At 57.6% G+C, this 12,025-nt stretch carries 11 protein-coding genes and 1 tRNA gene; 9 read left to right on the top strand and 3 right to left on the bottom strand.

From position 1 onward, the window contains the following. Window positions 1-5 precede the first annotated feature (5 nt). From tmk to SYN63AY4M2_RS07520, 5 genes are all read left to right on the top strand, one after another. Entirely contained in the window at window positions 6-620 is a 615-nt protein-coding gene (gene tmk / locus SYN63AY4M2_RS07540) for a dTMP kinase (RefSeq protein WP_011431602.1), read from the top strand. Window positions 621-809: 189 nt separating this feature from the next. Continuing rightward, a complete protein-coding gene (locus tag SYN63AY4M2_RS07535; protein WP_228375375.1) occupies window positions 810-1,730 on the top strand; it encodes a CHAD domain-containing protein in 921 nt (306 codons plus the stop codon). A gap of 97 nt (window positions 1,731-1,827) precedes the next feature. Next, window positions 1,828-2,892 carry a spermidine/putrescine ABC transporter substrate-binding protein gene (locus tag SYN63AY4M2_RS07530; RefSeq protein ID WP_099887304.1) on the top strand — a complete coding sequence of 355 codons (1,065 nt, stop codon included), beginning with the start codon at window positions 1,828-1,830 and terminating at the stop codon, window positions 2,890-2,892. A gap of 39 nt (window positions 2,893-2,931) precedes the next feature. Continuing rightward, window positions 2,932-3,216: a glutathione binding-like protein gene (locus SYN63AY4M2_RS07525; RefSeq protein WP_099812683.1), complete on the top strand. Its 285-nt coding sequence runs from the start codon at window positions 2,932-2,934 to the stop codon at window positions 3,214-3,216. Window positions 3,217-3,292: 76 nt separating this feature from the next. After that, window positions 3,293-3,463, top strand: a complete 171-nt coding sequence (locus SYN63AY4M2_RS07520) for a chlorophyll a/b-binding protein (RefSeq protein ID WP_011431605.1) — start codon at window positions 3,293-3,295, stop codon at window positions 3,461-3,463. A 212-nt stretch (window positions 3,464-3,675) separates the two neighbouring features. Here SYN63AY4M2_RS07520 and SYN63AY4M2_RS07515 read toward each other — a convergent pair whose 3' ends face one another. Then, window positions 3,676-8,259 (bottom strand): GAF domain-containing protein, encoded by a 4,584-nt coding sequence (locus SYN63AY4M2_RS07515; RefSeq protein WP_099887303.1) that lies wholly within the window; start codon window positions 8,257-8,259, stop codon window positions 3,676-3,678. A gap of 547 nt (window positions 8,260-8,806) precedes the next feature. Between SYN63AY4M2_RS07515 and SYN63AY4M2_RS07510 the strand changes: the two genes are divergently transcribed. After that, the gene (locus tag SYN63AY4M2_RS07510; protein WP_240527778.1) at window positions 8,807-9,100 is read left to right on the top strand and encodes a hypothetical protein; all 294 of its coding nucleotides are present in this window, start codon (window positions 8,807-8,809) and stop codon (window positions 9,098-9,100) included. 42 nt (window positions 9,101-9,142) lie between these two features. On the opposite strand, the gene SYN63AY4M2_RS07505 is transcribed toward SYN63AY4M2_RS07510, so the two are convergent. Then, window positions 9,143-9,225, bottom strand: a tRNA-Leu gene (locus SYN63AY4M2_RS07505). A gap of 121 nt (window positions 9,226-9,346) precedes the next feature. Here SYN63AY4M2_RS07505 and tgt point away from each other — a divergent pair. The 3 genes from tgt to SYN63AY4M2_RS07490 all read left to right on the top strand — a co-directional run bounded on the left by tgt (window position 9,347) and on the right by SYN63AY4M2_RS07490 (window position 11,703). Beyond that, window positions 9,347-10,450 (top strand): tRNA guanosine(34) transglycosylase Tgt, encoded by a 1,104-nt coding sequence (gene tgt, locus SYN63AY4M2_RS07500; RefSeq protein ID WP_099812681.1) that lies wholly within the window; start codon window positions 9,347-9,349, stop codon window positions 10,448-10,450. A gap of 101 nt (window positions 10,451-10,551) precedes the next feature. Then, window positions 10,552-11,163: a hypothetical protein gene (locus SYN63AY4M2_RS07495; protein ID WP_011431613.1), complete on the top strand. Its 612-nt coding sequence runs from the start codon at window positions 10,552-10,554 to the stop codon at window positions 11,161-11,163. A 63-nt stretch (window positions 11,164-11,226) separates the two neighbouring features. Continuing rightward, complete coding sequence (locus SYN63AY4M2_RS07490; protein ID WP_240530511.1) at window positions 11,227-11,703, top strand: hypothetical protein; 477 nt, start codon at window positions 11,227-11,229, stop codon at window positions 11,701-11,703. Here SYN63AY4M2_RS07490 and SYN63AY4M2_RS07485 read toward each other — a convergent pair. After that, a partial coding sequence (locus SYN63AY4M2_RS07485) for a transposase (RefSeq protein WP_041438206.1) occupies window positions 11,688-12,025 on the bottom strand: 338 nt, incomplete at its 5' end. The genes SYN63AY4M2_RS07490 and SYN63AY4M2_RS07485 overlap by 16 nt on opposite strands.

The following is a 12,025-nucleotide window of genomic DNA, read 5'->3' as shown; positions in this document are numbered from 1 at the left end:
GCGCCGTGTTCATTACTCTAGAAGGCGGGGAGGGGGTGGGCAAAACCACCCAGCAAGCCCTCTTGGCCGAGCGGCTGCAACGAGAAGGCTACGCCTGCGTGTCTACCCGCGAGCCGGGAGGGACGGCGCTGGGCGAAGCGCTGCGGGAGCTGCTGTTGCACGGGGATCCCTTGACGCCGCTGGCCGAGCTGCTCCTGTACGCTGCGGATCGGGCTGAACACGTGAACAAGGTCATCGCGCCGGCTCTCGCGGTGGGACAAGTGGTGATCTGTGATCGCTTCACCGATTCCACCTTGGCCTACCAGGGCTACGGTCGAGGCCTGAACTTGGAGCAGATCCGCCAGCTCAACCACTTGGCCACCGGCGGGCTGCAGCCGCAGCTTACCCTGTGGCTGGATCTTGCTCCCGAAGTGGGGCTGGCGCGCTCCCGTCTTGGCGACAAGCTCGAACAGGAGCACCTGGAGTTCCACCGCCGGGTTTACCGCGGATTTCAAGCTCTAGCCGCCGCAGAGCCGCAGCGGATTGTCCGCATTGACGCCGGGGGATCCCCCCTGGAGGTGGCTGCCCGCATCTGGTCGGTGGTCAAGCCTCGCCTGCTGGCAGCAGTCCCAAGGCCCTAGACGAAAGGTTAAGATTTGGTTAAAAAGGGGGGAGCAGGGGGCGGCTCAAGCTAGCCTAGGTAGGCTAGGGCAGGGGAGTTTGCCGCTCTTTGGAGTTGTTGTCGTGGGTAGAGAAGACTTGCGGTGGACATCATTGCTGCTGAATCGAAAACTGAGAGCCTCGGCAAGGCGGAGTCCTCGGAGTCACTCTTGCTCTCGTCTTCAAGCTTGCCCCCGCTAGCTGCTTTGGCCCACCAACTGCTGAGCCAGCAATGGCAGCGGCTGCAGAAGCATGTGGGGAGAGTGCTCAAGCACCACCCGGAGGCGGCAGAATCCCTTCATCAGATCCGGGTGAGCTTGCGCCGCATCGGCACCTGGGCGGAAGTGTTTCAGGGATCCCTGCGCCTGCCCAAGCCGCTCAGGCCCAAACGTTTGCGAAAGTTGATCAAGACGCTGGGCCAGCAGCGGGATCTGGACGTGTTGCTAGAAATCCTCCGCGAACCCTGTTGGCAAGGGATCCCGGCAGACCAGCAGGCGGAGCTAGAGGAGCTGAAGGAAAAGCTGCAGCGGCGCCAAGCTCAAGCCGAGAAACACTCCCGCCGCATTCTGGCAGAGGAGGACTTCCTGAAGTTCCAGGCTGCTTGCGAAGAGTGGCTGGTTTCTCCTCGCTACTGGCCTGCGGCCCAGCTTCCTGTGCAGGAGAGCTTGCCCCATCTTTTGGCGCCGCTAGTAGCGGCGTGGTTCCTGCAGCCGGGTTGGCGGATCCCGGCCTTCCCCGAAACCGAAGCTCAGGCTGAACAACTGCATGACCTGCGCAAAGCCACCAAACGCCTGCGCTACCAGCTAGAGTTTTTTGCCCCCTTCTACGGAGAGACCCTCCAAAGCTGGGTGAAGGCCCTCAAGCGTCTGCAGGAACAGTTGGGCCGCTTTAACGACTTGCAAGTTCTCCAGGCCCAGCTACCTGCCGACTCAAGCTTGCAGAACTGGCTGCAGGAACAACAGAAGCTGGCTCTCCAAGATTGGCCCACGCAGCAACAGCGTTACTGTAACCCTGCCGAGCAGCAGCGGCTATATCAGTTGCTCTTCTTGGTTGGGGAGAACAGCAACGGGGAAGTCCAGGTGGTAGGCTAGAGCAGGGGTTTGAACTGCAGTTGGCCGGACAGGATCGCTCCAGATCCACGGCTAGGTGTAAGGGCGACGTCCAGCTCCACTAGGTTTGAAAATGCCCATGAAAAAGAGAATTGCCACGGCCGTTGCTTTGCTCTGCTGTCTACTGGCCCTACTTTTCTTTTGGCGCTTAGGAACTGCTGCCCGAAAACAAACCCTCCAACTCTACATCTGGTCGGAATACATTGACCCAGCCATTCTCACGGCCTTTGAGAAAGCCACTAACAGCCGCGTAGTGGTGAGTGTGTACGAGTCCAACGAGGACATGATTGCCAAGCTGCGGGGGGGCGGCGTCAGCCAGTACGACATTGTCGTGCCCACCGACTACGTTGTGCCCAACATGGTGGAGCTGGGCCTGCTGCAGCCTCTCAACAAAAACCTCATTCCCAATCTCCGCAACCTGGACGAGAAGTTTGTCGGCTTGCCCTTTGACCCAGAAAACACCTACACCGTTCCCTACCAGTGGGGCACCACCGGCATTGGCTACCGCAAAGACCGCCTGCCGGAAAACTTTGAGCGTTCCTGGGGGCTGATCTTTGATCCTAAGCAGCAGTACGGCCCCTTTGTGATGATCGACGAGATGCGCTCTATGCTTGCGGCTGCCGCCTTCTACCTGGGCTTTGACCCCAGTACTACCGTTCCCGCAGAGCTGCAGCAGATTCAGGAGCTGTTGATTCAAGCCAAACGCCGCAGCGCCGGTCTCATTGGCGGGGTGGGCGGCAAAAATCAACTGGTCTCCGGGACAGCCAATGTGGCGGTTGTCTACAGCGGTGATGCCCTGCAAGCTGCCGAAGAAAATCCCAACATTGGCTACTTTGTCCCCCGCGAGGGCGCCCACATTTGGCTTGACGTGATGGCTATCCCTGCCAAAGCTCCTAACCCAGAGCTGGCCAACCGCTTCATCAACTTCATTTTGGATGCCGAGGTCGGCGCTCAACTGAGCAACTACAACCGCTTCGCCACCCCCAACGCCGCAGCGCTGCCCATGATCAACCCAGAAGATCGGCAAAACCCGGCCATCTACCCCGATGAAGAAACCTTTGCCAAACTGGGCTACCTCAAGGTGCTGTCAGGGGAAGAGCTGCGCCTCATCGACGCCCTCTGGACAACGGTGAAAAGCAGGTGATGTACCCCTGTCTCTCGTGCTGATGCGTAGACGCGGCGCTTGTTTGGGGTGGTGGCACGGGTCTTGGCCGAGTCGGAGTACCTGGCGGGCGACTACTCCATCGCCGACATTGCCAGCTTCCCCTGGATGCGAGGCTACCCACGGCAGGGGCTGAACATCGAAGAGTTCCCCAACGTCCAACGCTGGTTGGCGGCCATCGAGGCCCGCCCCGCGGCGCAGAAGGGCCTGCAACTGCTGGCAGAGGCGCGCCGATCCCCCGACCAGCCCCTCAGCGACGAGGAACGGCAAGTCCTGTTTGGCGACCGCCAATACCAAAGGCGCTAGGCTAAAGAGGGGAAGTCGAACTTGTTAGCTCTCGACACAAAACTTGACAGTTTTTAATACTTGAGCCACATTGGAGATGTCACCCACTGATGGAGTTAAAACCATGGAGAACCAAGAAGCTAAGTTTGGCTTTACCCCCTTTGCCGAAAAATGGAATGGCCGTCTGGCGATGTTGGGCTTTGTGATTGGCGTGGCCACCGAGTTGCTGACCGGCCAAGGGATCCTCTCTCAAATTGGCCTGATGTAAGCCCAACCCGCCCGATCGATCGGGTTGAAGCACTAGCTAGATACTGTCTGCCCGGCTGTCCTCTCCCAGATTGATCAAGCAGCCGGGCTTTTGCCGCAATTTCGAGCCAGAACGAGGCCCAAACAGCTGCACCAATTTGCTCCTCTTGATCCCCATCTCCCCTCTTCCTTTGGGAGAGGGGCTGGGGGTGAGGGCGACAAGTCTAAGAAGCCCTAGGCCTCCAAATCCTGCAAGTACTGGCGAATGTCGGCCAAGATCCGCTCCAGCTCCTCCAGCTTCTGGGAAGCGCTGGCCCAGGCTAGCTCATCAGCCTGGGATCCCTGCTGGGCCAGTTGCACCCCCAGGTGCTCGAGCTCGCGGGCTGCTTGAGAAAAGGCATGGGCCCCCACGTTGGCGCTGGCTCCCTTGAGGCGGTGGGCAATTTTTCTCAAGTCTTCAGCATTACCCGCTGCAACGGCTTGGCGCAGCCGCGGCAACAGGTTCTGGCAATCCTGGACGAACACCTGCAGCAGCTCCCGCTGAAACTGGCTGTCGCCGCCCGTAGCCCGCTCCAAGTAAGCCGAGTCGATGGGATAGGGCAGCGTGGGATCAGAGTTGCCGCTGGCACCCTTAGGAGAAGGCGGAGCGGGCGAAGCCACCTCGGAGGTAGGCCCATTGGCTGCTCCTAGTGCGGAGGAGGCGATCTGGCGGCTCCAGTAGTTGATCACTCTCTCCAAATCCTCCTTTAGCACCGGCTTACTGAGATAGTCGTCCATCCCTGCTTGCAGGCAGCGCTCCCGATCCTCGTGCATAGCGTTGGCCGTGATGGCAATCACCACGGTGTGGTGGCCAGATCCCCGCTCCCGCTGGCGCAGACGGCGCGTGGCCTCGTAGCCGTCCATCACCGGCATTTGGCAATCCATGAGAATAAGGTCATATCTGACCTGCTGTAGGAGATCCAATACCTCCTGACCATTGGCCACCACATCGGCCTTGTAGCCCAAACTCTCGAGCTGGCGCAAAGCCACCTTTTGGTTGACGGGGTTGTCTTCTGCTAGCAGGATGCGCAGCGATTGACGGGGACGATCCTCCCTGGGGGTCGTCTGAGGGAGGACGGGACTCATTCCCAAGAGCGAAGTGGATAAACCAGAAGATTTCCCCAGCGCCATGACCAGCGCTTCCTGCAGACGGCTTTGTTTTACCGGCTTAACCAAGTAGGCGGCAAAGCCGATTTCGGCAGCGCGGCGGGAGTGCTCCCCCAGTCCCAGGGAGGTCATCATCACCAGTTGCGTCTCGGCCAGTTGTGGATCTGCCTTGATCCAGCGGCCCAAGGTCTCCCCATCCACCTCTGGCATTTGCATATCCAAAACGGCCAGGGGGAAGGGTCTGCCTTCCCGAACGGCTTGGCGCAGTTTGTCCATAGCCTGATAGGCATTTTCGGCCTCTTCCACCACCATTCCCCAAGCCGTGGCCTGGCAGCGCAGGATCTTGCGATTGGTGGCATTGTCGTCCACTACCAACAGCCGCTTGCCCTGCAAATCCACCGGGACACGAGCAGAAGGCTGGGCAAGCTGCTGGGCATAGGGCTGCCGCTCCAGGGTCAGCTCAACGCTGAAGGTGCTGCCGCGGCCCTCCTCGCTCTCCAGGAAGATCCGACCTCCCATCAGCTCTGTCAGTTGCTTGCAAATGGCCAGGCCAAGTCCTGTGCCCCCGTACTTGCGGGTGGTGGAGGCATCCACTTGGGTAAAGGGCTGAAACAGCTTGGCTTGGGCCTCCTTGGGGATCCCGATCCCTGTATCCCTTACCGAAAGCCGGAGCTGGACGTGGGTGGTTGTTTCCTGCATCAGCTCGGCCTGGATGACCACCTCCCCCTGATGGGTAAACTTAATGGCATTGCTTACCAAATTGTTGAGGATTTGCCGCAGGCGCGACGCATCCCCCCGCAGATAGCGCGGCACTTCCGGCGGCATGAGCACTGCCAGCTCCAATCCCTTGGCGTGGGCAGTGGGGGCAAACAGATCCGCCACCTCTTCCAGACACGAGCGGAGATCGAAATCTAGGATCTCCAGCTCCATTTCCCCGACCTCCAATTTGGAGAAGTCCAGGATGTCGTTGATGAGGGTGAGCAGCGCATCGCCGCTGACGCGGATGGTCTCTACAAAGTCCCGCTGTTCTGCATTGAGGGGGGTCTCCAGCAGCAGGCCCGTCATCCCCAACACCGCGTTCATGGGGGTGCGGATCTCGTGGCTCATGGTGGCCAAGAAGCTGCTTTTGGCCTGTGCAGCCTGCTCAGCTGCTTTGCGGGCCTGCTCCAGCTCCAGGCTGCGCTTTCTCTCCCGCTCCAAAAGGGCTGCCTGGGTGAGGGCAATGCCAATTTGGTTGGCCAACTGCGACAGCAGCTCCATCTCAAACGGCTGCCACTGACGCGGGCCAGAGCACTGGTGGGCCAGCAACAACCCCCACAACTGCTGCTCCAAAAACAGCGGCACCACCATGTTGGCCCTGACCTGCATTTTTTGCAGCAGCTCTAGGTAACAAGGCTCCAGTCCTTCACTTTCCACATCGCTAACAACGCGAACGCGGCCCTGGCTGTAGAGCTGGGCGTATTTCTCCTGAAAACAGGGATCCTCGATCACCTCTCCCAGCAAGGAGGGGATCCCCGGCTGAGTTTTCTCTTTGGAGATGATCCCAGAACCATCCGGCTGGAAGCGGTAGACCAAGACTCGGTCGGCTTTGAGCAGGGCTTGGATTTCTGTTACCGTCGTCTCTAGGATCTCGGCGATATCCAAAGATTCGCGGATCTTCAAGCTGAGATTGGCTAGCAACTGAGCCCGGCGGTTTTGCCGCTCCAATTCCTCTGCCGCTTTCTTCTGCTCGGTAATGTTGCGGAAGATGCCTCGCGTAGCCACCATCACTCCATCTTCAAAGCGGCAGTTGACATTGCCCTCCAACCAAACAGTTTCACCAGTGGCCGTGAGGAAAGCTGTCTCTACCCTCTCCAGTTTCTCCCCTGCTAGAAGCTTCTGGAAAAGAGCCTGGCAGTGCTCCCGGCAGTCGGGATGGAGAATGTCGAAGAGGGTCATTTGATAAACTTGAGCTTCGTCATAGCCCAAGGTCTCTTTCCAAGCGCGGTTGACATATAAAAAGTGCCCTTCAGCATCCACGCTCTGGATGAGGTCGCTGGCATTTTCAAAGAGATCCCGGTAGCGCTCTTCGCTTTCTTTCAAGGCCAGCTCCGCCAGCTTGCGGTCGGTGATGTCGATGCCGGTGCTCATGAGAAACTCTGCCTCACCGTTGGCACCGATTAAGGCGGTATTGGTCCAGTCAATCAGCCGCAGTGCCCCTTGCTTGGTGCGCCAAAAATTCTCATGGCGATTCAAAAAGAGGGAATAGTTGCCCTTGAGCTGTTCAAAAGCTTGCTTTACACTGGGCACGTCCTCCGGTGGGATCAAACCTAAGTCCCATAGCAGCCGGCCCTTGACCTCTGCCAGCGAGTAGCCAGAAAGCTGCTCGGCAGCGCGGTTGAAGCGCAAAATGTGTCCCTCAGGATCCAGAACCACCACCAGCGCCCCTGCTGTATCAATAACCGCGTTGGTAAAATCTCGCTCTTGCTTGAGGGATCGCTCTGCCTTTTCCCGCTCAGCACTTTCTCGGCGAATGAGGGAGTAAACAGCAGCCAAGATGCAGTAGGTAAACGTTAGACCCGCTAGCAGGATGGCATTGGTGCGGCTCCAGGCTAGCTGAAACTGATCGCTACTTTGCTGCAGCCAGCGGTGATCTTCCTCTTCTAGCGACGCTACCACGTCGACAATCCGCTGCCTCAATTTTTCCTCTTCCTGACTTTGCAGCGCTTCTTGAACCGCAGATAGCTCCCCTTGCTTCCTCAGCTCAATCAAATCATGGTTGAGTTTCAGCCACGGCGCCAGCAGCAGCTCTAGCCGGCTCAGGTGCTCTTGCTGCACGGGATCCAAGGCCGCAAATTCCTGTAGCCGATTCAGAAGAGCAAACAGCGAATCGGTGCTTGTCTGATAGCTCCGTAAGAAGCTCGCATTGCCTGTAAGGAGATAGCTGCGCTTGTGGACTTCTGCGGCCTGCACTTCTCTTAGCAGCTTCTCTAGAACCTCGTGCTCTTCTAGAAGCTGGGTTACCTCCCTGTTGATCTGGGGCAGACGGGAAGCAGCGCGGTGGGCGGAGTAGGCGATCCCTGCCAAGATCAGGGCAGCCAGGCCAAAACCAGCGGTAACTTTGAGGAGAAAGCGGTTTTTGCGGGCAGGTTTAGTATCCCCCGACTTAGGCAGCAGACGCGTCTGAGCCAGTTCCCTCAAAGTACGGCGCAGCTCCAACTGAGCTACTACCTGATGGGCCAGAGCCTTGAGCTGCTCCAATTGCTCCGGCCTAAGCTGCCGAGGCTGATAATCGACAACGCAAAGCGTGCCCAGGGCCTGCCCTTCTGGAGTTACCAAGGGAATGCCAGCGTAAAAGCGAATGTGGGGCTCTTGAGCGACAAACGGGTTATCGGCAAAGCGGGGATCCTGAGTGGCATCGGGCACCACCAGCGGCTCTTTAGGCGACAAGATGGCGTGGGCGCAGAAGGCCACATCCCGTGGGGTCTCCTGCACATCGACGCCGAATTTGGCTTTAAACCACTGGCGGTGTTCGTCGATAAGGCTGACCAGAGCTATGGGCGTGCCGCAGATGTAGGCGGCAAGGCGGACGATCTCGTCAAAGGCAGTTTCAGGCGCCGTATCGAGAATCTGATACTGCCGCAGGGCAGCCAGCCGTTGCTCCTCATTGGGGGGGAGGGGGGCCTTAGGCATAGGTCAAACTAAGCGGAGAGAAAGGGATCCCGATCCACCGATCTCGGAGGTCGATAGTCTCAAGGTAAAAGAGGTAACCCCAGCATAACTTCCAAGCCTCTCCACCGGAAGCTACAGGGATCCGATCCCCAAACCAGCTTCCCGTTGGTTCGGTTCGCTACATTTTCACCACGCCTGCGTCAGCTACTCTAGCTCCTGCAAACGAGCCAAAATAAGAGTCTGAGCCGTGGCCCGTCCAGAGCCGCCGCGGGCAGAAGGGAAAAAGACTTACCGGATCCCAGTTTCAGTATTTATACTGATGTCAAAGATGAGAAAGCTTAATAAGCTTCCTCTAATGCATTTGGTTTCACTTACCCTATAAATAATCAAATCCTAACATTTTTAAGCAAGCTTCGAGTTGAAATTTCTCAACGGAAGACTTACTATAGAGCGACGAGCTTTGTAAAGGGGGAATACTCTCAGTCATGCAAAAACTCCAAGACAGTTTGGTAAAAGCTCTGAGCATCGATGGAGCACTGGGGTAGCGCTGGGGGATTGGAAAACCGGGATGTGCCTGGGATACAAGGGTACCAACAGCCCTGCCTTTCCCGAAGCTAATCTAGAGCTGGCTGTTGCCGGAAACACAGAGGTGATCCGCGCTAAGATGCGAGCTGCGGAGTCCCTTGGATTCACTGACAGAATTGAAGAGATACTTATCATTCTGGAGACTCAGTACCACCTGATGTATCTACTCAGGAATATACCTGGCTTGTTTTTCTATCTGGCCCTGGATCGAGAGAAAGGAAACCTGGCCCTTGCCCGTATTAAGCTGGCTCAAATTGAAAAGGAGCTGACTCTGTAAGAGGAAGTAGAGGTGAAGCCAGAGATCTTAGCTGTACTTAGATGCGGAACCGGGGACTTGAACCCCGATGGCATTGCTGCCACTAGAACCTGAATCTAGCGCGTCTACCATTCCGCCAGTTCCGCGGTGATCTATAAGGATGCCCAAGGAAAGGGATCCTTGTCAAGGTCTGAGGCGGGCTTTGGAAGGGGATCCTGCCCTTATGCTAAGCTCGGCTGCGCACGCAATGGATCCAGAGCGCTAACTTTGGCAGCTTTTACCTTTGTTTGCGAGGGCACTTGTCCCAATACCCAGGCGCGGGCAGGATACTTCATTACCCCCCACGGGGAGATCCCCACCCCCTGCTTCATGCCGGTGGGGACTTTGGCCAATGTGAAAACCCTCACCCCTGCCCAACTCAAGGAAACCGGCGCCCACATTATCCTCAGCAACACCTATCACCTCCACCTCCAGCCTGGCGAAAGCATCATCCAAGAGGCCGGGGGGCTGCACCGCTTCATGGCTTGGCCGGGCCCCATCCTCACCGACTCGGGGGGTTTCCAGGTCTTCAGCCTCAGCGCCATCCGCCAAATCGACGAGGAAGGGGTAACGTTTCGCTCGCCCCGCGATGGCCGTCTCATCCGTTTCACCCCGGAGCTGTCTATCCAGATCCAAAATGCCCTGGGGGCAGACATCATCATGGCCTTTGACGAGTGCCCGCCCTATCCTGCTAGCCCTGAGGCGGTGGCGGCAGCGGTGCGGCGGACTACTCAATGGCTGAAGCGCTGCGTGGAGGCCCACCGCCGCTCAGACCAGGCTTTGTTTGGCATTGTCCAGGGCGGGGTTTACCCGGAGCTGCGTCGGCAGGCAGCAGAAGAAGTCTGCCGGCTGGATCTGCCCGGCTATGCCATCGGCGGCGTCAGCGTGGGAGAGCCGGTGGAGCTGATGCACGCGGTGGTACGACAAACAGCTCCTCTGTTGCCGGCGGATCGCCCCCGTTATCTTATGGGGGTAGGCACCTATGCCGAGATGCGGGCGGCAGTGGCTGCCGGCGTGGACTTGTTTGACTGCGTCATTCCCACGCGCTATGCCCGCCACGGCACCGTGATCAGCCGCGGCCAACGCTGGAACATCAAGAACGCCGAACACCGCCGCAGCCTAGATCCCATTGATCCCGACTGTCCCTGCTACACCTGCCGCCACTTCAGCCGCGCCTATTTATGCCACCTCATCCGCGCCCAAGAGATCCTGGGCTACACCTTGCTTTCCATCCACAACATCACGGAGCTGATGCGCTACACCCAAAAGATGCGCCAGGCCATCCTGGAAGGCAAATTTCATGAGAACTGGGATCCGTGGCGCGAGGGCTGAGCCTCCTCGGAAAGCTTCGTCAATATCAGTAAATGTTCGTGGGTTAGGCTTCCTAATCGCTACAATGAGCGAAGAACCTAGTCTTAACCTCGGAGAGGAGCATGGCTATTCGCACCCTGCAAAGTGTAATTGAGCAGCATATTCCTGGGCTCCCTGGCCTCATCGCCGTCTTGGTAGGGCGGGTCACGGATGGCAAAACGGTAGCCAAAGTAACTTACGCCCGCGATGCCCAGGAAGAACAGGCGCTGGAACTTTTGGGCACCTACGCCAGCGATTTGCTCCAAGCCAACAACCGCCTTTGCCAAACGGTCAGCCCTGAGGAGGAGACGGATTACCTCACAACGGGCTCATCTCATGTGCGGGTGATCCTGAAGTCTTTCCCCAAAAGTCACTACTTTGTTTTGTTTTTGACCCGCTCCATCACCGACCTCAAAGCAATTTCAGAGCGGATCAAAGCTATCCTCATCGACGGCAAACCGCTGCTGCCTCCTGTTCAAGACGGCACCCTATCCACTGCTCAGGCTTTGATTAGCTACGCCAAGCGCTACGCTCCGGATCCCAACTTTGTCATGCTGCGCTTGTCCCTAAAAACGGGCATTGACCGCATCCGCCTAGAAAAAGGCACCCTAAACCCCCAGGAGCTCCGCATTCTCCACAAAGCGGTATCTGAGGTATTGGGGGTAGAGCGCTTGCCTATTGCCTTGCCTAGCTAAAGGCTAAGGTTGTAGAAGTCGTCAACTGTTGCCCCTTCCTATCGCCTCGAGCTCAAGCCACCTATGTTGGAGCATCTACGCCTTGACCGCGAGCGCAAGCTCATTTCTCTCTTTGGCGAGCCGGTGATTTTCCACTGCCACCACTACAACCTATTCCTGCAGCAGACCATTGAGGATCCCGACTGGATTGACGGGGTGAGCATCCTGCGCAAGGCAGCTCAGGAGATCTTCTACAGCTTGCTCCAAGGTGCTTTTAAGACTTTGGGAGTGCAGCAGGCAGCAGAGCGGCTGGCGGTGGCATCCCAGGTGTTCAGCTTTCTCGGCTTGGGGCGACTGGAGCTGCAGGCCAGCCCCAGCGGCGGCGAAGCCCAGCTCACCCACTCCCACTACGCAGAAGGCTGGCTGAGCAAGTACGGGGATCAGCTCAACCGCACCCGCCCTATCGACCACTTGGCCGTGGGCTATGTGGCAGCGGCGCTGGATGCCACTTTTGCCGAGCTGGGCAGCTACAGCCTGTTAAGGGCTCAAGGGGTACAATAGCAGCACTTAGCAAACCAACTTCGGAAGGAGGATGGATTGATCAGTAGTAAAGAAGTCTTCACTATCTGCTCCATGCTATATTTCCCAATTCTGCAAAGCTGCCGAATAAAATGCTTCAACACCGACCACATCATCTCAATGGGATTCAACTCCGGCGCATACACAGGCAGGTATAGGATTCGTGCTCCTGTCCCCCTAATCAATTCCTCAACTTCCCGACTCTTGTGGATATTTAAATTGTCCATAATCACAACCTTCCTCGCATCTAGCTTCGGACATAACTCGCTTCTCAAAAACTCCAAAAAGTCTCCTTTCTTCATCC

Source organism: Synechococcus sp. 63AY4M2 (genome assembly GCF_002760475.1).
Classification (GTDB): domain Bacteria; phylum Cyanobacteriota; class Cyanobacteriia; order Thermostichales; family Thermostichaceae; genus Thermostichus.
Note: the sequence above shows the minus strand (reverse complement) of the source record. Positions and strands in the feature narration are given on the sequence as shown.